General features: G+C 63.9%; 17 protein-coding genes. 6 read left to right on the forward strand and 11 right to left on the reverse strand.

Annotated features, from left to right (window positions below):
* Positions 1-225: 225 nt before the first annotated feature.
* The 8 genes from DDE20_RS10650 to DDE20_RS10685 form a co-directional block, all read right to left on the reverse strand.
* A complete protein-coding gene (locus DDE20_RS10650) occupies positions 226-879 on the reverse strand; it encodes a 5'-methylthioadenosine/S-adenosylhomocysteine nucleosidase (RefSeq protein ID WP_240607993.1) in 654 nt (217 codons plus the stop codon).
* Positions 880-886: 7 nt separating this feature from the next.
* Positions 887-1,447, reverse strand: coding sequence for an acetolactate synthase small subunit (ilvN, locus tag DDE20_RS10655; RefSeq protein WP_116558483.1), 561 nt, complete (start codon positions 1,445-1,447; stop codon positions 887-889).
* An 81-nt stretch (positions 1,448-1,528) separates the two neighbouring features.
* The gene (locus DDE20_RS10660; protein ID WP_165814492.1) at positions 1,529-3,280 is read right to left on the reverse strand and encodes an acetolactate synthase 3 large subunit; all 1,752 of its coding nucleotides are present in this window, start codon (positions 3,278-3,280) and stop codon (positions 1,529-1,531) included.
* 382 nt (positions 3,281-3,662) lie between these two features.
* Positions 3,663-4,535 (reverse strand): arginyltransferase, encoded by an 873-nt coding sequence (locus DDE20_RS10665; RefSeq protein WP_116558485.1) that lies wholly within the window; start codon positions 4,533-4,535, stop codon positions 3,663-3,665.
* Between the two features lie 196 nt (positions 4,536-4,731).
* Positions 4,732-5,166, reverse strand: coding sequence for an RDD family protein (locus tag DDE20_RS10670; protein WP_116558486.1), 435 nt, complete (start codon positions 5,164-5,166; stop codon positions 4,732-4,734).
* Positions 5,163-5,627, reverse strand: coding sequence for a YbaK/EbsC family protein (locus DDE20_RS10675; RefSeq protein ID WP_116558487.1), 465 nt, complete (start codon positions 5,625-5,627; stop codon positions 5,163-5,165). Before DDE20_RS10675 ends, DDE20_RS10670 begins: the two co-directional genes overlap by 4 nt.
* Positions 5,628-5,778: 151 nt before the next feature.
* Positions 5,779-6,243 (reverse strand): SspB family protein, encoded by a 465-nt coding sequence (locus DDE20_RS10680; RefSeq protein ID WP_116558488.1) that lies wholly within the window; start codon positions 6,241-6,243, stop codon positions 5,779-5,781.
* Between the two features lie 52 nt (positions 6,244-6,295).
* Positions 6,296-7,105 (reverse strand): DUF1194 domain-containing protein, encoded by an 810-nt coding sequence (locus DDE20_RS10685; RefSeq protein ID WP_116558489.1) that lies wholly within the window; start codon positions 7,103-7,105, stop codon positions 6,296-6,298.
* Positions 7,106-7,669: 564 nt separating this feature from the next.
* Here DDE20_RS10685 and DDE20_RS10690 point away from each other — a divergent pair.
* From DDE20_RS10690 to yczE, 3 genes are all read left to right on the forward strand, one after another.
* Positions 7,670-9,193: a sodium:solute symporter family transporter gene (locus DDE20_RS10690; protein WP_205961654.1), complete on the forward strand. Its 1,524-nt coding sequence runs from the start codon at positions 7,670-7,672 to the stop codon at positions 9,191-9,193.
* A 14-nt stretch (positions 9,194-9,207) separates the two neighbouring features.
* On the forward strand, positions 9,208-9,339 hold the full coding sequence (locus tag DDE20_RS19240) for a putative transporter small subunit (protein WP_240607996.1): 132 nt from the start codon (positions 9,208-9,210) through the stop codon (positions 9,337-9,339).
* Positions 9,340-9,563: 224 nt separating this feature from the next.
* Complete coding sequence (gene yczE / locus DDE20_RS10695) at positions 9,564-10,223, forward strand: membrane protein YczE (RefSeq protein ID WP_205961655.1); 660 nt, start codon at positions 9,564-9,566, stop codon at positions 10,221-10,223.
* Here yczE and DDE20_RS10700 read toward each other — a convergent pair.
* The gene (locus tag DDE20_RS10700) at positions 10,220-10,645 is read right to left on the reverse strand and encodes a MerR family transcriptional regulator (RefSeq protein ID WP_116558491.1); all 426 of its coding nucleotides are present in this window, start codon (positions 10,643-10,645) and stop codon (positions 10,220-10,222) included. The two genes, yczE and DDE20_RS10700, sit on opposite strands and share 4 nt — an antisense overlap.
* Before the next feature lie 164 nt (positions 10,646-10,809).
* On the opposite strand from DDE20_RS10700, the gene DDE20_RS10705 reads away from it, so the two are divergent.
* Positions 10,810-13,005, forward strand: coding sequence for a heavy metal translocating P-type ATPase (locus DDE20_RS10705; RefSeq protein WP_240607997.1), 2,196 nt, complete (start codon positions 10,810-10,812; stop codon positions 13,003-13,005).
* Between the two features lie 24 nt (positions 13,006-13,029).
* Here the strand turns inward: DDE20_RS10705 and DDE20_RS10710 are convergent, their stop codons facing one another.
* Both DDE20_RS10710 and DDE20_RS10715 read right to left on the reverse strand, forming a co-directional pair.
* Positions 13,030-14,862, reverse strand: a complete 1,833-nt coding sequence (locus DDE20_RS10710; RefSeq protein WP_116558492.1) for an ATP-binding protein — start codon at positions 14,860-14,862, stop codon at positions 13,030-13,032.
* A 257-nt stretch (positions 14,863-15,119) separates the two neighbouring features.
* Positions 15,120-16,541, reverse strand: a complete 1,422-nt coding sequence (locus DDE20_RS10715) for a YbaY family lipoprotein (RefSeq protein ID WP_116558493.1) — start codon at positions 16,539-16,541, stop codon at positions 15,120-15,122.
* 269 nt (positions 16,542-16,810) lie between these two features.
* On the opposite strand from DDE20_RS10715, the gene DDE20_RS10720 reads away from it, so the two are divergent.
* Entirely contained in the window at positions 16,811-17,593 is a 783-nt protein-coding gene (locus tag DDE20_RS10720) for a DUF1684 domain-containing protein (protein ID WP_165814493.1), read from the forward strand.
* Between the two features lie 121 nt (positions 17,594-17,714).
* Entirely contained in the window at positions 17,715-18,665 is a 951-nt protein-coding gene (locus tag DDE20_RS10725; RefSeq protein WP_116558495.1) for a YihY/virulence factor BrkB family protein, read from the forward strand.
* Positions 18,666-19,090 lie beyond the last annotated feature (425 nt).

Here is a 19,090-nt window from a genome sequence, read left to right on the forward strand (position 1 = left end):
CGATCCTGGGTGGGCGCGGGTATGATTGCTATGATGCGGTGTGTTTGAGAGCAGGGATCTCGGTTGCGCGGTGAAGGGTGTCGCCGAGGCGCCCTCCCGGGGAGAGGGTCGGGCGCGGCCCGGCGGTGGCACCGGGCTTGAGGGGAGTTGCGGCGAGGAACTTAGGGGCTTTGCCCCTCTTTGCTGCGCAAATTCACCCCAGGATATTTTTGGACAGATGAGGGGCTAGAGGCACAGGAGGCCGGTCTCTAGGGCGGCGGGGATAGTGTCGATGGCGGTGGCGAGTTTTGCGTCGATGATATGGAGGTATTCCGTCCAGTCATGCAGGCCGGTGACCGGCGCTTGCCCGTCGGAGATGCCGCGCAGGGCGATCAGGGGTGTTTGCGCGACCATCGCGGCGCGGGCAATGGCGTAGGTTTCCATATCAACCATATCCTGCGCGATGGCGTCAAAGCCTTTGCCGGTGACGATATCACCGCCGGTGGAGAGGCTGGCACTGGGCAGGTCGGGGAGGCGCAGGGGCAGCGGCAGGATGGCGGGGAATGTGGCGAAGGGCGTGGTGCCGGGGGCGATGCCTAGGGGCGCGGCGTTGATGTCGCGCCAGGCGACGCTGTCGGCTTGGTAGAGGCCGCAATGGCTGAGCCGCGCGGACCCGGCGGAGCCGAGCGAGACGATCAGATCGGGGGGCGTGCCCACCTGTGCAAGACGGGTGAGCGCGGTGGCAGTGGTGATCGCCGCCTCGATCGGGCCGACGCCGGTGATCAGGGGCGAGATACGGGCGCGCAGATGCGGCCCGTATTCCTGCTCGGCGGCCATCACATAGAGAATGCAGTGGCCGCTGGCGGTGGTCTGCAGCGCGGGCAGCGGGGCGTTGCGCACGGATGCGTCAGGCGCCGCGCGAGAGGGCGGCGACGCCGGTGCGGGCGATCTCATTCAGGCCCAGAGGGCGCATCAGATCGGCGAAAGCGTCGATTTTCGCCGGTGCGCCGGTCATCTCGAAAATGAAGCTTTCCAGCGTCGAATCGACCACATTGGCGCGGAAAATCTCGGCCAGACGCAGGGCTTCGATACGGTGTTCGCCCTTGCCGCTGACTTTCAACAGCGCCAGTTCGCGCTCGACCGAGAAGCCTTCGACGGTGAGGTCATGGACCTCATGCACCGGCACAATGCGGTTGAGTTGCGATTTGATCTGCTCGATCACCTGCGGGGTGCCGGTAGTCACGATGGTGATCCGCGAGCGGTGGCCCTGATGGTCGGTCTCGGCCACCGTCAGGCTTTCGATATTATAGCCGCGACCGGAAAACAGCCCGATCACGCGGGCCAGGACGCCGGGTTCGTTGTCGACGATCACCGCGAGGGTATGGGTCTCGATCACCTCGGCATGGGGATCGCGCAGGTCATAGGCGGAATGGGCGCTCGAGCCTTTTTGGATGAGAAGTGGGGACATGATGCGGGCTCCGTAAAGACGGTGTTAAATATCGAGTGGCGGCGGTGCGGGGCGCGGTTTGATGCGCGCGCCCCGCTCCGGTCAGACCAGCGTGGCGCCGGCGCCGGTGATGGCGCGGACCTCATCGGTGGGCAGCAGCATATCATTATGCGCATTGCCCGAGGGGATCATCGGCAGGCAGTTCTCGTGCTTTTCGACCATGCAATCCAATACCACCGGCCCGTCATGGGCGATCATCTCGCGGATCGCATCGTCAAGCTGGTCGGGGTGATCGACGCGCAAGCCCTTGGCGCCGAAGGCCTCGGCGAGTTTGACGAAATCGGGCAGGCTTTCGGACCAGGATTGCGAGTAACGCTCACCGTGCAGGAGTTGCTGCCATTGGCGGACCATGCCGAGACGCTCGTTGTTGAGGATGAACTGCTTGACCGGCGCGCGGAATTGCACCGCGGTGCCCATTTCCTGCATGTTCATCAACCATGAGGCCTCACCGGCGACATTGATCACCAGCGCGTCGGGATGGGCGATTTGCACGCCGATCGAGGCAGGCAGACCGTAGCCCATGGTGCCCAGACCGCCCGAGGTCATCCAGCGGTTCGGCGCGTCGAAATTGAGGTATTGCGCCGCCCACATCTGGTGCTGGCCGACCTCGGTGGTGACATAGCGGTCCATGCCCTTGGTCAGCGCCTCGAGCCGTTGCAGCGCCAGTTGCGGTTTGATGATATCCGCCGACCCCTGATAGGCGAGGCAGTTGACCTGTTTCCATTCGTCAATCTGCGCCCACCATTTTTTCAGCGCCGGACGGTTGGTCTTGCGGCCACGGGATTTCCAGATCCGCAGCAGGTCTTCGAGCACATGGCCGACATCGCCGATGATCGGCAGATCGGCGCGGATCACCTTGTTGACTGACGACGGGTCGATGTCGATATGCACTTTCACCGAACCGGGGCTGAACGCCTCGAGCCGTCCGGTGATCCGGTCGTCGAACCGCGCGCCGATGTTGATCATCAGATCGCAGTCATGCATTGCCCAGTTGGCCTCGTAGAGACCGTGCATGCCGAGCATGCCAAGCCAATTGTCGCTGCTCGCCGGATAGGCGCCGAGGCCCATCAAGGTGGAGGTGACCGGAAAGCCCATCGCATCGGCCATCTCGGTGAGGAGTTGCGCGGCACCGGGGCCGGAGTTGATCACCCCGCCGCCGGTATAGAGGATCGGGCGCTCGGCCTGCTCGATGAGTTCAACGAGCTTGGTGATTGCCTCGATATCGCCCTTCACCCGCGGCTGGTAATGCGAGACTTTGGCCTGCTGCGGCGGCGTATAGCTGCCCTCGGCGAATTGCACATCCTTGGGGATATCGACCAGCACCGGACCGGGGCGGCCGGTGGTGGCGACATGGAAGGCCTGATGGATGGTGTCGGCGAGTTTGTCGGTCTCTTTGACCAGCCAGTTGTGCTTGCTGCAAGGGCGGGTGATACCGACGGTATCGGCCTCTTGAAAGGCGTCATTGCCGATCATGAAGGTCGGCACCTGACCCGAGAGCACCACCATCGGGATCGAATCCATCAGCGCATCGGTCATGCCGGTGACGGCATTGGTCGCGCCCGGCCCCGAGGTCACCAGCACCACGCCGGGTTTGCCGGTCGAGCGGGCGTAGCCCTCGGCCATATGGGTGGCGCCTTGCTCATGGCGCACGAGGATATGGCGGATCTCATTTTGCTGAAACAGCTCATCGTAGATCGGCAGGACGGCACCGCCCGGATAGCCGAATACAACCTCGACGCCCTGATCCTTGAGCGCTTGCACAACCATCCGCGCACCGGTCATCTGCTGGGACATGATCTTCTCCACCTATTCTTGCGCCAGCCTGGTCCCGGACTGGCCTTTTGGGCAATAAAAAACCCCCGGCGAGGGGGGCAACGGGGGTCGTTCGGTGCCGGTGATGCCGGTCCGTTCGTCCCCCTTCAACTAATGAGTACTGCGGTCATCCGCTTACCTTTCGTAATCGCTGCGACATTACGGTTGCCGCAGAGCAGCGTCAACCGCGCTTTTTCCAAAAAGTGTCGCAAATCGCCGGCCTGTCGCAACATTCTGTCTTGGATTGCGGCATTTTGCCTCGAAAGCTGCGGATTGACCGGCGGGCATGGGGTTTAAGGTTGTGCGAGGCGCCTATGCACTGCCTGTGATTGTGCGCCTGAGGCGGCGGCGGCCTGCGGGCGGCTTAAAACTCGTCGTAGCGCAGGCCCGGCATAGAATCGGGCGGCAGGCAGATCGCCGCCACCTGATCGGTGATCGGGCGCACTGCCAAGGGATGCGGCGCCTCGACATCGGCCTGCACCGCGTCAAGATCGCTCCAGACCCCGTCATGATAGACTTCGAGCGCCGAGAACCCCGCCTTATAGGCCATTTTCGCGCTGCCCGGCACCCAATAACCAAGGTAGACATAGGGCAGGCCGACCTGACGCGCCAATTCGATGTGATCAAGGATCATATAGGTGCCGAGACCGTCGCGCACCCGCTCGGGCTCATAGAAGGAATAGACGAGGCTGAGCCCGTCATCGAGCACATCGGTCAGGCAGACGGCGGTCAGCGCGCGCCCCGAGCCACGGGCCGGAACACTGGCGCCCAGCGGATGCCGCGGCTCGGTATATTCGACAACGCGCGAGCGCACCGGCGTTTCCTCGATCATCGCGGCGAATTCGAACACATCCATATCCGCCATTCCGCCATCGGCGTGGCGGCTGTCGAGATAGCGGCGGAACAGGGTGAATTGCTCATCGGTGGCCCAGGGGCTGGTCGCCTCACGGCTGAGCGCGGCGTTGCGCTTCAGCGTCCGGCGCTGGCTGCGCGAGGGCTGGAAATCGGCAACACGGATGCGCGCCGAGAGACAGGCGCTGCATTCCGAACAGGCGGGGCGATACAGCACGTTTTGCGAGCGGCGAAACCCCTGTTTCGACAGCGTGTCATTGAGCGCGCGCGAGGAATCGCCCGAGAGTGCGGTGAAAAGTTTACGCTCAAGCCGCCCCTCAAGATAGGGGCAGGGCTGCGGCGCCGTCACATAGAACTGCGGCGCGATGGGTAGCGAATGACGCATGGCGGACGCCTTGTCCTTTCGGTCCTGTGTCTTTCGGTCCTCTGTGCACGCATCGGGCGATACAGCGCCGGGGCGACACAGCAGGTTAGCAAGAGGTTTTCAATGCGCCAAGCCCTAAGGTCTGCGCAAATTGCAGCAATTCCCGATCAATCGCCTGGATCGGCAAAGCCTTGCCATCTGGGTGTTGCGGGCGGGGTCAGTATTCCAAAAACCGGTTCACCATGGTGGTGCCGAGCACCACATCATTGAGCCCCTGTTTATAGGGTGTGGTCAGCATCAAGGCGACCGAGGCGATCTGCGGCACCATAAACACCATCGAGGCCGAGTAGATCACCGAATGCCACAGGCAGGTGACGGTTTCGGGCGTGCGGCCATTGATATGGCGCAGTTTGATCGAGGCGATCATCATGCCCGCAGTGGCGCCATAGCGGCTGAGCATCACCGTGCGGTAGGCAATGGCGACCGCGCTCCAGATCACCGGCAGGAAGAAGGCGGCGATAAAGGCGGTGGCGATCAGCACAAGGATCACCAGCACCACGGTGACCACAAGGTCGATCACCCAAGCCAGAAAGCGCTTGAGGATCAGATGGTCGTAAAAGGCCGGATCGTCTTGCGGGTGCGGCAGGCTCATGCGGTGAACTCGGCGGTTTGGGCGTTACAGGCGGCGAATAATGCGGCGGGGGCGACCGAGAACACATGGTTCGGGGTGCCCGCGGCGGCAAAGACGGTCTCGAAGTCCAACAGCCGCGGGTCGGCAAAGATGCGCGGCGCGGTCAGATGGCCGATGGGGGCGACGCCGCCGATGGCGAAACCGGTGGATTTGCGCACCGTGGCGGCATCGGCGCGCAGAAGTGTCTCGCCGGCGAGTGCGGTGGCTTTGCTCTCATCAAGGCGGTTGCCGCCGGCGGTGAGAAACAGATAGATCGCGCCGCTTTCGCCCTGAAAGATCAGGGATTTGGCGATTTGATCAAGCGCGCAGCCGCAGGCCTCGGCGGCGGCTTCGGCGGTGCGGCTGGGGCCGGGGGCCAGCACCTCGGCGCGCAGGTCCAGATCGGTGATGGCCTGACGCACACGGGCCAAGGATTTGCTCATAACGGGTTCCGTATCGCGCCGGATGCGCCTGTGGGTGTCGAATGTCTTGGGCGGGCAGGGACTGATGTCGGGCTGATATGGGGTCTTATATGCAGCCAGACAATGGACGCCCTGCCACGCCGGTTAGTTCGCGCCGGTTATTTCGCGACGGTTACTTGCGGAATTGATCGAGCGAGACGACCTCACCGGCTTTTGGCGGCTCGTCATGCTCTTCGACATGCTCCATCGGCGCCTCGTCGTCCTCGCCCGCCTCATCCTCATCGAGATGGGTTTCGAACTTGAGGCCGAATTCGACCGAGGGATCGACAAAGGTCGAGATCGCATCGAAGGGCACATAGAGCGGCTCGGGCTGGTTGCCGAAGTTCAGCGTGATCGCGAAGCCGTCCTCATCGACGTTGAGGTTCTCGAACCAGTGCTGGATCACGATGGTGATCTCATCGGGATAGCGTTCGGTCAGCCATTGCGCCATCTGCACATCGGGGTGTTGGGTGTTCAAAGTGATGAAAAAATGATGCGCGCCGGGCAATCCGTCGGTGGAGATACGCTCCAAGACCTCGCGGATCAGGCCGCGCATCGCCTGATGCATCAAATTTCCGTAGTCGATTCCGCGATCCATAGCATTCCTCAGTGTTTGCCTCAGCATAGGCGTTTCAGCGGCGAAGAAAAGCCTATGGGGCGGCGGTGGGCATAGAAATTTCCGCCAGCGAGGTGAGTTGCGTGGCGAGCTGCAGGGTTTGGGCGGGATGCGGTGTTGGCCGTGCGGCGGGATTTAGGGCCATCGGCGCGATCAGCTCGCGCAGGAGTTTGACGCGTATGGCGCGGGCAAAATCGCGGTGCTGCTGGGCGGTGATGACAAATCCGCCCGGAGTAACGACCCAGCGGCGGTAGAAATTGCTGATCGCCTCGGCGGTGCCCATGCCCTCAATGGCCAGCCCGTTGATCACGATGCCGCGCCTATGGGCTGTGCGGCGCTCATGGCCGACGGTGTTCCCGTCGTTCTCGTCACCATCGCCCGAGACATCAATCACCCAGTTGCGGCAATCGGGGGTTTGATTGAACAGATCCGAGGCGGCGGCGATGGCGGCGCCGACCGCAGTATTGCCGCCCGCAAAGGCCCGCGGCAGGGTGGCGATACGGGCGGAGGCGGCGCGGATATCGGCGGGCTCATGCAGGCGCTGCCAGGGCAGGGCGACGGATTGTTCCTCGGCGCCCGACCATTGCAGAAGGCTGAGCGCGACGCGGCCCGAGAGCAGCGCCTCGGTGATCGCGGGGTCATGGAGCGCCAGCGCGATGCCCTGGGTCTGGAGCCCGTATTCATAGGCATCGACCGAGCCCGAGACATCCATCGCCAGCACCAAAGCGATATCGCAAGCGAGAAGGCGCGACGCGGTCAGCGAGAGGGTGAGCGCGGCGGCCCATGCGCCGGTAGCGAGGCGCGCGGTGAGGCTTGCGAGGCGAGGAGAGCGGGCGCGGGGCATGCGGTATCGTCGCATGCGAGACGCGGGCGCGGCGTCACGAATGCGTGAGGCGCGGGGCTGCACTGGCGGCGCGGTCGGGCGGTGGCCATGATGCTGCGGGATGGCGAAACCGCGGGTGCGGGGGCGAGGATCAGCCCGCATCACGGGTGAGGTCCAACGCGCAAATCCCCGTTTTCGGGCTGTTTTTCCGCGTTTCCGCAGTGCAGCGGAAAAAAGTTCGCTATAAAATTTGTATCTTTCTGCGGAGCAGGCTATGAAGCGTGCGGCTTCGCCCCATGAGGGCAGAAGCGGGCGCAGTTCACATGCGCGTCATGCGCCTCTGGGGAGGCTGCATTCCGGCGCTTCCTGCGCCGACCCCGAACACGCCGCGGTCCGCGGCTCCCCTGCCAGTGCTGCCCCCTCGGGCAGCGCTATGGACCGCTTTTGACAACAATTTGGCCAGGACCTATGCAAACTCAAACCCTCGGAACGCCCCTCATTCTGTTATTACTCGTGTTTTTCTTTGGCGGGACATTCTTGCTGTCTCTGAGCATCGGCCGCTCCCGCGAGAACGCCGACAGCTATATGACAGCGGGAAATAGGGTCGGGTTTGGGATCTCTGCGGCGTCGATGACCGCGACATGGATCTGGGCGGCCTCGCTCTATGCCTCGGCGACCTCGGGCTATACTTACGGCGTGTCCGGCCCGATCCATTACGGGTTGTGGGGCGCCTTGATGATCCTGTTCATCTATCCCTTTGGCCGCCGCATCCGCAGCATCGCGCCCAATGCCCATACATTGGCCGAGATCCTGCAGGCGCGGCATGGCCGCTCGAGCCAGTTGATCCTTGCGGGCTCGAATGTGCTGGGCAGCCTGTTGAGCCTGACCTCGAATTTCATCGCCGGAGGGGCGCTGATTTCGATGCTCTCGCCGCTGTCGTTCAGCGCCGGTATCCTGATGATCGGCACCGGTGTTTTGCTCTATACGCTGTGGTCGGGGGTGCGGGCCTCGATCCTGACCGACTTTATTCAGGTCTGCGCGATGCTGGGCGCGGTGGTGATCATTGTGCCGGCGGTGTTTTTTGCCGCCGGTGGGCCGGAGATTTTTGTCACCGGTGCGGTGCATTTAACCCCCGAGCAGCAGAGTTTCTTTTCCTCGGACGCGTTCTTTAACCAAGGTGCACCTTATATCGCGGCGGTTCTGGCCTATGCGATTGGCAACCAGACGATTGCGCAGCGGTTATTCGCCGTGCGTGAAGATAAAATCAAACAGACCTTTATTACCGCGACCGTTGGCTATGGCACCACGGTGATCGGGGTGGGGATTCTGGGGGTGCTGGCGCTGTATTTGGGCGTTGAGCCATTGGACGGCGACACCAACAACCTGATCCCGCAATTGGCGACGATGTATCTGGGGCCGTTGTTGCTCTGCGTGTTTTTTGTGATGATTATCGGTTCACTGGCCTCGACCGCAGATTCTGATCTGGCGGCGATGTCCTCGATTGTGATGACTGATATTTACGGGCGTAATATTGCCAAGAATGGCGAGGCCAATCCGCGCCTGATGCTATTGATTGGCCGCATGACAATGATTGCCGCGACGCTCATCGCCCTTTACTTTGCCAGCAGCAAGTTTAATATCTTGGAGTTGCTGGTTCTGGTCGGCGCGATCTGGGGAGCCTTGGTGTTTCCGGTGATCGCCAGCTTTTACTGGGAGCGGGTGACCAACCGTGCCTTCACCGTCTCGGTTCTGGCCGCGCTTATGGTGTTTTTCCCCGTACGCTTTGGCTGGATCGCCCTTGAGGGCGGCGTGGCGCTTGTCACCGATATCGTCTCGGTGATCGGTGTCGGGGTGATCGCGGGTCTGATGATCTTTGGCTTTCTGGGCCGCCGCGCGGGGATTGCCGCCGGTTTCATCGCCAGTGTCGGTGTTCTGCCCTTCGGGATCGGGTTCTTGCATACCTATCCGATCCTCACCGCCTCGCTGCTTGCCTATGCAGTCAGCATGCTCCTGTGTGTCGCCCTCTCGTGGCGCGCCAGCGAGCGTTTCGATTTCGCTCAGATCAGCGAAAAAACCGGCAGCTTCGATGAAGCAACGCCGGCCACTTAAAGAAAGGATACCTAATGTCTCCGACTTTACTGTCGATCTACGTTCTGATGTTCCCTGCGACTGTTGCCGGGGTGCTTTCATTCCTGTTGCGCGCGTTCTTTTTGGAATGGCGCAGCGCGCGGGAAGACGGGCGTAGCATGATCTAAGCGTTTGCGGGCGCCGCGCGCGGGGAGACCCGGCGCGGCGCTTGGCGTTTGCGGGATAGCGCCGGACCTTTGGTCCGGCTTTTTTATGCGCGAGGGGGGAGGTTTAGGGGGGTGCAAGTCGATTGCTGGAGGGTCTTTCTACCGAACCTTACCGCCACCCTTGCCGCCCGTCCCGGAAGCTGTCAGATATCGCGGGTCGTCCCCCTCTAGCCCTGGATACCACCGTGAGCTTTTTGTCCGTTACCTCCGTTCCGCGCCTGAGCTGGAGCTCGCCCACCGCCCTGACCCTGCGCCCGCCGCTGGCGTCGCTGATGTTTCTGGTGATCGGTCTGGTGGTCTTTGGGTTGGGCGAAGCGCTTTTGGTGGCCGCCGGTGTCGGGGTCAGCCCCTGGACGGTGTTCGCGCAGGGCGTGACCAATGTCACCGGCTGGAGCCTCGGCTTCGCCACTTTCGCGATCAGCATCTGCGTGTTGCTGCTGTGGATCCCGCTCAAGCAGACGCCGGGGATGGGCACGATCCTGAACGCGGTGATCATCTCGCTGGTGCTGGAATATCTGCTGCCCTATCTGCCGACCTCGGAGATACTGGCGGTGAATATCGCGATGGCGGTGGCCGGTGTCGTGGTGACCGGTTTCGGCGGCGCGATCTATCTGGTGGCGAACCTTGGGCCGGGGCCGCGCGACGGGTTGATGACCGGCTTGCAGGCGGTGACCGGACGGCCGATTGCGCTGGTGCGCACCTGTCTGGAGATCGCGGTGGTGGTGATCGGCTGGCTGTTGGGCGGCACTTTGGGGCTGGGCACGGTGGTGTTCGCGCTGGGGATCGGGCCGTCGATGGCGATTGGGATGCGGTTGTTGCAGACCCGCGCGGCGGCCCAAACTTAGGCCTCTGCGCTGTGGTCCGAGAGGCATTCGCCGTGATCGCGCAGCACTTCGAGCACGCGGCATTCGGCGACGGTGCCGCCCGAACACTCGGAAATCATTCGCTTTAGCTCGGTTTGCAGGGCCCTGAGGCGGCGGAGTTTGGCCTCCACGGCCTTGAGCTGCTTATGGGCAATCGCATCGATATGGGCGCAGGCGTGGTCGGGCGTGTCGGAAAGATCAATCAACTCGCGGATCGCACCCAATGAGAACCCCAGATCGCGGGCGTGACGGATGAAGGACAGCCGGTCGAGCGCTGCCTGATCATAGCGCCGCTGCCCGCCCTCGGTGCGCTCGGGCGCGGGCATCAGGCCGATCTCCTCGTAATAGCGGATCGTTTGCACCTTGCTGCCGGTGCGTTTCGCCATGGTTCCGATGCTGAGCATTTGGCCTCCAATCTCTATAGTGACTGTAGGGTTTCGCAGCGCTCTGGGCAAGGTATCGGGGCAAGGTTATGGGGCGCGGATTTAAATTGATCCGCCCCCTTGAACCTCTAGTCACTGGAGGTCCTATGTTAGCCGCAAGATCAATCGAGACGCGGGATTTTGCGATGGGTAGCCTTGAGATAAAGCCGATGGAGTGGCGCGTGACCGGCATGGATTGCGGGGCCTGTTCGGCGAAAGTGCGCGGCGCCGTCGAGGGTTTACCGGGGGTTGCGGGCGTCGAAGTGGCGCTGATCACCGAGCGCTTGCGGCTGCGCTTGGACGACGGGGTAACCACGCCTGCGCAGGTCGAGAAAGCGGTGCGCAGTTTGGGCTTTGGCATCAGCCCCAAGGGCGCGGCGCCCGAGCGGGTGGCGGGGGCGTTCATCCTGCCCGATGGCACCGAGCCCGCGCCGGTGGCAGGCGCCGCCGCGGCGCCGCGCAAATCCCGCTGGTATCACGGCGCCAAGGGGCGCTTGCTTGTGGTCACCGGCGCATTGCTGGCACTGGCTTGGACGGTGGAACTGACCATCGGTGGTGTGGTTGCGCAAGGGACCTTCACCCTTGCTACGCTGCTGGGCGTCGCGCCGATTGCACGCAAGGCGTGGCGGATGGTGCGGGCGAAAATGCCCTTTACCATTGAAATGCTGATGAGCATCGCGGCGATTGGCGCTTTGTTCATCGGTGCGGCGGGCGAGGCGGCGCTGGTGGTGTTCCTGTTCGCGGTGGGCGAGATGCTGGAGGGGTTGGCGTCGAATAAGGCGCGCGACGGCATCCGCGCCTTGGCCGATCTGGTGCCGAAAACCGCGCGACTGGTGGTCGGCGCGCGCATCCGCGAGGTTCCGGCGGCGCAGTTGCGCATCGGGCAGATTGTGCAGGTGCGCCCCGGTGACCGGATACCGGCGGACGGGGTGGTCAGCGAGGGCACCTCGGGCGTTGATGAAAGCCCGGTGACCGGCGAAAGCGTGCCAGCGCTGAAAGAGCCCGGCGCGGAGGTCTTCGCGGGGTCGATCAACGCCGAGGCGGAACTGCGGGTGCGGGTCAGCCGCGCGGCCGAGGACAACACCATCGCGCGGATCGTGCGGCTGGTCGAAGAGGCCGAGAGCGCCCGCGCGCCGACCGAGCGGTTCATCGAGCGGTTCAGCCGCTGGTATATGCCCGCGGTGGTCGGCGCGGCGCTCTTGGTGGCGCTGCTGCCGCCGCTGCTGGCGGGGGCGCTCTGGGAGGTGTGGATTTACCGTGCGCTGGCGCTGCTGTTGATCGGTTGCCCCTGCGCCTTGGTGATCTCGGTGCCGGCGTCGATTGCCTCGGCGCTGTCGAGCGGCGCGCGGGCCGGATTGCTGCTGAAGGGCGGCGCGGTGATCGAGGCGGCGGCGCGGACCACGAAAGTCGCATTCGACAAGACCGGCACCTTGACCGAGGGGCGGCCGCAGGTGACCGAGGTGATCGCGCTGGCGGGCACGGAGGCGGAGGTCTTGCGGATTGCCGCGGCGGTGGAGATGGGGGCGAGCCATCCTTTGGGCCGCGCGATTGTGGCGCAGGCCGAGGCCGAGGGGATCGACTGGCCCGAGGCGCGGGATGCGGGGGCGATCCCGGGCAAAGGGGCCTTTGCCACGGTGGAGGGCGCGCGCTGGAGCGTTGGCGCGCCGTCGCTGGCTGGTGAGGCGGGCGTGATGGATCAGGCCGCATTGGCGCAGGTGCAAGCGCTTGAAGGCGCGGGTAAAACAGTGGTGGCGGTGTTCACCGGTGAGCGGCTCTTGGGGCTGATCGCGCTGCGTGATGAGCCGCGTGCGGATGCCGCGAAAGCGGTGCAGGCGCTGGCGGAGATGGGCGTCGGCGCGGTGATGCTGACCGGAGATAACGCGCGCACCGGCGCGGCGATTGCGGCGCAGATCGGGCTGGAGCATCAGGCGGGGCTGCTGCCCGAGGATAAGGTGACGGCGATCAACGCGCTGACCGAAAACGCGCAGGTGATGATGGTCGGCGACGGGATCAATGACGCACCGGCGCTGGCCTCGGCGCATGTGGGTATTGCGATGGGCTCGGGCACCGATGTGGCGCTGGAGACCGCTGACGGCGCCTTGTTGCGCGACCATGTGGCGGATGTGGTCGGCCTCTTGCGCCTGTCGCGGGCGACGATGCGCAACATCAGGCAGAATGTGGCGATTGCGCTGGGGCTGAAGGCGGTGTTTTTGGTGACCACGGTCATGGGCTTCACCGGCCTGTGGATCGCGATTCTGGCCGATACCGGCGCGACGGTTATGGTGACGCTGAACGCGCTGCGGCTACTGGGGTTCCGGCCCGAAGGGCGGAGCGGCGGGTGATCAGATGGCGGGCGGCGTGGCGGGCTATTCCGCGACCGCCCGCTGGTCATTGCTGCCGAACTGGCTGGCCTGCAGCACCTCTTTGAGCGCCTCGAGCCGGATCGGCTTGGGCAGATGCGTGTCGAACCCCAGCGCAAGATAACGCTCGACATCCAAGGGCAGCACATTGGCGGTGGCGGCGACGGCGAAACCGGCGGGCAATTGCTGGTCCTGCTCGATCTGGCGCAGCCCGTGCAGGGTCTCGATCCCCGAAAACCCCGGCATGGAGATATCCAGCAGATAGATATCAAAACGCTGTTCTTTGGCGGCGGCAATCGCGGCATGGCCATCCTTGACCGTTTCCGGCTCCATCCCCATCAACCGCAGCATCTTGCCCAGCACCAGCAGGTTACCGGCGCTGTCATCGGCGCAGAGCACCCGCAGACCGGTGAAATCCGCCTCGGTTGCGGCGGGGTCTTGCGCGGGGGCGGCAATGGCGGGGCCGGTGGCGCGCTCAAGCGGCAGGGTAAGCGAGAAACGCGTGCCTTGGCCCGGCTGGCTGGACACCTCGACCGTGCCGCCCATCAGGGTGATCAGACGTTTGACAATCGCCATGCCCAGACCGGTGCCGCCAAAGCGGCGGGTGATGCCCTCATCGGCTTGAAAAAACTCGTCAAACAGCGTGGCGATCTGGCTTTGGGTCATGCCGATGCCGCTGTCCTCGATGGTCAGTTGCAACTGCTCGGAGCCGCTGGCCGCAACCCGCACATGGCCGGATTCGGTGAATTTCACCGCATTGCCGATGATATTATGCAGGATCTGTTTGATCCGGTGCGGATCGCCGCGCCATTGACCGGCAACCTCAGGGGCGATCTCGATCTCGAAGGCGAGACCGGCGTCGCGGCAGGCGGGGGCATGGCTGGCCTCGATCTCGGCCAGGAGCGCGGTGATATCAACCGGCAGATGCTCGAGTTTCACCGCGCTGGCCTCGAGTTTCGAGACATCGAGAATATCGTTGAGGATATGGATCAGCAGATCGCCGGAGGTCTGGATATGGCGCACGGTCTCGCGCGCCTCGGGGTCTTTGAGCGTGGTTTGCAACACATCCGCCAGCCCCAGAACCGAGTTCAGCGGGGTGCGGATTTCATGGCTCATATGGGCCAGAAAGCGGCTGCGCGATTGCGCCAGATCCTGCGCGGTCTTGCGCTCGGCCTCCAGCGAGGTGTTCAGCCGCGAGGCGCGGATCGCGATCAGGCTAAAGCTCCATTGCAGCGAGGAGAAGGCCAGCAGAAAGGTCAAAAGCGCGGTGGCGGTGACGATGGGGGTGACCGATGCGCCAAAGGTGATCATCGACAGGCGCAGCGTATAGCCCGCCGAGAGCACGAAAAACGGCGCCCCGACCAGCACGCGGAATTCGCGCGGATAGCTGCGGGCAGCGCGCAGCACCACCCCGCCCATCGTCAGCGTCAACAGCCCGTTGATCGCCGAATTGGTCGCCATCAGCAGCACCATGGTCTCGGTGTTGAGCGAGATGACAAATTGCAACAGGATGCTGGCGGCGACGATGCCCGAGAACACCCGCGTGTAGGGCGGCGCGCCGAGGCCGGCGCTCATCGCGAAATAGCCGAATAACACCCCCAACAACACGCCGGACATGCCGATGCTGGTGCTGATCTGCAAGGGCACCACATTGATCAGCGAGACCGCCGCAGCGGCGCCGAGAAAGGTGAGATTGGCGACGATCAGCCATGTCGCCCCGCGCGCAAGTTTGTCGTCAACGATGGCGCTGCGCCGCGCCAGAACACAGGTTACGAATGAGATCACCACCATAGTCGCTGCGATCAGGACGACGATGCCGATATCAACCGATGTGTTCATAAATGTCCTTGCTTCGGGCGCAGGGGACGGTCGCGATCTGCGAGTTGACTGGTCGCGCAACAAAGCCGCCGGTGCTGGTAAGGCCACCGTATAAAGTGGAAAACCGAAGTGCCAGCGTAAAACGGGTTTGGTGGAAAATTCGTTAATCTGTGATGACGAATTTCATCAGGGCCGGTTGGATGGCGGCGGTTTGCGGGTGTCGGCGGGCTGGCAGCGATCATGGAGAGTCGATGCCAGCCCTTCAGTATGGGGCGCGGTTAGCGCAGGTAAACGGCAGTCATCACACCGATGATCTCGCCCGCCGCGTCATAGAGCGCCAGTGTCTCGCCGTTGATCCGGTGGCTTTGCACCTGCGAGAGCATCTGCGCGAGGTCGCGCTCTACTGTGTCGAGCGGGGATTGGCAGGCCATCAGGGTGCTGGCGATCTGGCCAAAGCTGATCTGCGCGCCCTCATGCTCGTAGCCGCCCATCATCGCGTTACAGCCTGCGGTGGCCGAGAACCGCGCCTCCGCGCCCGCATCCTCTGCGCTGCGCAGGATCAGATGCGGTTCGCGCGTGCCTTCGGGCAGCGAAGGGAGGGTGTCGCCGCCAAGCGTGTCGATGCGCCAATAGGTATTGGTCAGTTCGGCATTGGCGCGCTGGCGCTCGCAGGTGACGCCTTCGCGGCTGCGCACCATCCGGTCGATGCTGAGGGTCAGTTCCTGCGCGCCTGCATTGCCCTCGCGGAGCAGCAGACTGCCCTCGAGATTGACGTAGAGCGGCGCACCATTGTCGGAGTGATCTTCTTGATAGATGCGTTCCAGCGCGGGGAAGTCGCCCTCGGTCGCGACCGGATAGCTCTGGCCGGTGCCGCATTCTTCGAAACGCGCGACGCCGTCGCTAAAGCTGACCATTCCGCCGAGAAACGCGCCCTTGATCTCGCCGGGGGTCAGCGTGGCGTCGCTGGTCAATTCATAGGGCAGGGCGGAGGCGGGGGGATTGCCCGCGCTGTCCAACAGGCGGATTTGCGTCGGGGATTGCACCTGCCATTGCGAGGCATCTGAGCCCCCATCGCCCGAAAGCACGATCGCGCTGCGCGTTGGGTCGGCATGCCAAAAGCCGGTCTCGTCTTCGATCAGCGGGTCTTCATCCTGCCAGATGCGGCGCAGGTGATAGCCCTGATCCGGCCAGAGATCGAGGTGATAGGTGATGCCTTCACAACTGGCGCAGGGCAGGGTGCCGGTGAAGCTGGCGGGCAGTTGCAGCCCATGGGCGCCGATCGGCACGGGCGTATCACCGGTGCCCTGATCCTCGGCGCGGACCATCATCAGGGTGACGGTGCTTGGCGCGTCTCCGGTCAGCACCGGCGTCGCGGTATCGCTGGTAAAGAGGAGTTGCGCGCCGGAATAGAGCGCCGCGCGCACCGCATAGCGCCCAAGCGGGTCGATCTCGGCGGTGTCATATTCCAGCGTGAACCCATAGGGCGGGGCGCCGGCCTCTTGGGTCTGGCTTTGGGCGATCACCCGCGCCGGGGCATCGGCGCGCGAGACATCAAGCAGCGTGGCAACAAAACGCGCGTCCGGCGGCGGCATGATACGCTCGCGGTAGCTGGCGCTGCCGGTGATCTCATCGGCATAGGCGGCGATGCTGGAGGCGGCGAGCAGCGCGGCGGCGCAGCTGGTGAGGCGGAAAAGGGACATCGCGAACTCCTGTGGTGCGGGGGCGTCGGGCAGGGGCCGTGCGCCGCTATCGGGTGCCGATTGTTTATCGCGGGCGCCGGGGAGGTGCACTTCAACTGTTCGGGATTTTATGTGATCACGGGGCGGGTTGACGGCGGGTTGACGGCAGTTTGTCGGGCCGCGGGCGCTTGCCGGTGACGCGCAAGCCGCCTATGCCTTGGGCCAAAGGTAGACAGCCAAAAACTGAGGGCCAGAGATCTGGCCAGAGTTTTAGGCGGAAAGGACCGAAGATGAGCGAACAAACCTTCGATGAGGCGCATGCGGAATGGCTGGACGGGCGGATGACGTTCCTGACCGCCGAGAGCGGTTGGCTGAATATTCTGGGCCGCTGGTGGATCGGCGCCGGTGACTGGCAGATCGGCAGCGGCGCGGATGCGGATATTCGCCTGCCGGTGGGGCCCGAGGTTCTGGGGCGGCTGACGCTGCGCGCGGATGACACCGGCGCGTTTGTGCCTGAGGAGGGCGCGGAAGTGGCACTGGACCGCGCGGCGGGGCAGTTTTCATGGCGCGCGGGGCGGTTTTTGCTGGAGATCATGGCGCTGGGGGCGTTTCGCGGGCTGCGCATTCGTGACACGCAATCAAAGGCACCGGCGCAGCTGGAGCGGCCCCGCTATTACCCGCTTGATCCCGCCCTGCGGGTCACCGCCGCCTGGCGCGCCTTGCCCGAACCACTGGATCTGACCATCGACACGATCATCGGTATTCCGCTGACAGGGCGGGCGACCCATGAAGCGCGGTTCACGATTCTGGGGCAAGAGATCACGCTGTTGGCCACCCATGGCACTGCCGAGCGGCCGATGTTTGTGTTCCGCGATCTGACCTCGCGCGATGAGACCTATGAGAAGATGCGCTTTGTCTTTGGCGAGGAGGTGGGGGCGGAGACGCTGGTCATCGACTTTAACCGCGCGGTGAACCCGCCCTGCGCCTTTACCGCCCATGCTGCCTGCCCGCTGCCGCCGCGTGAGAACCTCTTGTCGCTGCGTATCGAGGCCGGTGAGCGGCGGTTGACCTGAGGTTCGGGAGCCATACGGCGGGATTGGCGCGGTGTGGCTCTGTGCTAAAGGATCAAGTTTTGCGCAACCCTTTGGCGCGGCATAGGTTATGGCTAGAGTGATCTGAACAGGAGGCGCGAGGATGGCGCGCGGCAGGACGGCAGCCACCCCGACCCAAATCCCGCCGCGCGGCTGGCTTGATGTCGTGCTGCGGATCAAGGAGCGGGTGGCCAATGACAATCTGGGGCTGATCGCCGCGGGCGTGGCGTTCTACGCGCTTTTGGCGATTTTTCCGGCGATTGCGGCGCTGATGGCGCTTGGCGGTTTGATCCTCGCGCCCGCGGAAGTGGCCGCGCAATTGCAAGCGCTGATTGCCCTGATCCCCGAGCAGGCGGCGCAGATCATCTCGGATCAGGCCGAGGCGGTGACCGGCAGCCATGACGAGGGGCTGGGGATCGCCTTTGGCATCGGGTTGATACTGGCGATTTACTCGGCATCCAAGGGGATGCGCAGCCTGATGCAGGGGCTCAATGTCGCCTATGACGAGAATGAGGCGCGCGGGTTTTTCGCCCGCACGCTCTGGACCCTGGCGCTGACCGTGTTCCTGATCCTCGGGCTGATTGCGGGGCTCTTGGCGGCGCTGGCGGTGCCCGCGGCGCTGCATTTTCTCAATCTGGGCGGAGGCTGGGATCAGGTGATCCTGCTGGCGCGCTGGCTGGTTCTGGCGCTTTTGGCGGTCTTTGGGCTGGCGGTGATCTACCGCTTCGGCCCGTCGCGGCGCGATGCGAAATGGCGCTGGCTCTCGGCGGGCTCGGTGCTGGCCTGCGGGATGTGGATCGCGGCCTCCTACGGGTTCTCGGTCTATGTGCGCAATTTCGGCAGCTATAACGAGACTTTCGGCAGTGTCGCCGGGGTGGTGATCTTGCTGATGTGGCTGTGGATGTCGGCCTATATCCTGCTGTTAGGGGCCGAGATCAACGCCGAGATCGAAGCGCAGACAGCGGTGGATTCCACCGTCGGGCCCGAGCGGCCGATGGGCCAGCGCGGGGCGACCAAAGCGGATACTCTGGGGGCGGCGCGGGGGAAGTCGTGAGGGCTTGGCTCTGAGTTTCCTGTTTCGCCCGTGGCCCCCACGGGCCGCGCCCGACTCTCCCTCCGGAGGGCGCATTGGCGATGGCGAGTATGGCTCGAACGGCATTCATGCTTTTGAGCGAAGTATCCTGTGGAGAGCGAGAAGCGCCCACCCAGGGTCAGGCGCGGACCTCAGCTCTTGTTGTTCAGCCGTTTGAAATGAAGTGGGTTCTAAGTAAAAGCCTTTTCGCTCCTCAGCAAACCCTCTGTTTGGCGCGTGGGCACCACGGGCCGCGCCCGACCCTCCCCATAGGCGCAAGCCGCGCATCGCCAGACCGCGGGATGGCGATAAAACCGCAGAGCGGCGCGATTTATGGCGGCAAAATCCGGCGAACATAATAGCGGAGCGCCTCGGTCAACCAAATCGCCAGCCCTGCGGGCGGTCTG

The sequence above is a fragment of the Pararhodobacter oceanensis genome (assembly GCF_003076755.1).
GTDB classification, from domain to species: domain Bacteria; phylum Pseudomonadota; class Alphaproteobacteria; order Rhodobacterales; family Rhodobacteraceae; genus Pararhodobacter; species Pararhodobacter oceanensis.

What these genes read in the sequence shown, in the direction of transcription:
- ilvN (WP_116558483.1), bottom strand. Translation starts at nt 1,447, where the DNA reads ATGTCCCCACTTCTCATCCAAAAAGGCTCGAGCGCCCATTCCGCCTAT.
- DDE20_RS10660 (WP_165814492.1), bottom strand. Translation starts at nt 3,280, where the DNA reads ATGTCCCAGCAGATGACCGGTGCGCGGATGGTTGTGCAAGCGCTCAAG.
- DDE20_RS10665 (WP_116558485.1), bottom strand. Translation starts at nt 4,535, where the DNA reads ATGCGTCATTCGCTACCCATCGCGCCGCAGTTCTATGTGACGGCGCCG.
- DDE20_RS10670 (WP_116558486.1), bottom strand. Translation starts at nt 5,166, where the DNA reads ATGAGCCTGCCGCACCCGCAAGACGATCCGGCCTTTTACGACCATCTG.
- DDE20_RS10675 (WP_116558487.1), bottom strand. Translation starts at nt 5,627, where the DNA reads ATGAGCAAATCCTTGGCCCGTGTGCGTCAGGCCATCACCGATCTGGAC.
- DDE20_RS10680 (WP_116558488.1), bottom strand. Translation starts at nt 6,243, where the DNA reads ATGGATCGCGGAATCGACTACGGAAATTTGATGCATCAGGCGATGCGC.
- DDE20_RS10685 (WP_116558489.1), bottom strand. Translation starts at nt 7,105, where the DNA reads ATGCCCCGCGCCCGCTCTCCTCGCCTCGCAAGCCTCACCGCGCGCCTC.
- DDE20_RS10690 (WP_205961654.1), top strand. Translation starts at nt 7,670, where the DNA reads ATGACAGCGGGAAATAGGGTCGGGTTTGGGATCTCTGCGGCGTCGATG.
- DDE20_RS19240 (WP_240607996.1), top strand. Translation starts at nt 9,208, where the DNA reads ATGTCTCCGACTTTACTGTCGATCTACGTTCTGATGTTCCCTGCGACT.
- DDE20_RS10700 (WP_116558491.1), bottom strand. Translation starts at nt 10,645, where the DNA reads ATGCTCAGCATCGGAACCATGGCGAAACGCACCGGCAGCAAGGTGCAA.
- DDE20_RS10705 (WP_240607997.1), top strand. Translation starts at nt 10,810, where the DNA reads ATGGGTAGCCTTGAGATAAAGCCGATGGAGTGGCGCGTGACCGGCATG.
- DDE20_RS10710 (WP_116558492.1), bottom strand. Translation starts at nt 14,862, where the DNA reads ATGAACACATCGGTTGATATCGGCATCGTCGTCCTGATCGCAGCGACT.
- DDE20_RS10715 (WP_116558493.1), bottom strand. Translation starts at nt 16,541, where the DNA reads ATGTCCCTTTTCCGCCTCACCAGCTGCGCCGCCGCGCTGCTCGCCGCC.
- DDE20_RS10720 (WP_165814493.1), top strand. Translation starts at nt 16,811, where the DNA reads ATGAGCGAACAAACCTTCGATGAGGCGCATGCGGAATGGCTGGACGGG.
- DDE20_RS10725 (WP_116558495.1), top strand. Translation starts at nt 17,715, where the DNA reads ATGGCGCGCGGCAGGACGGCAGCCACCCCGACCCAAATCCCGCCGCGC.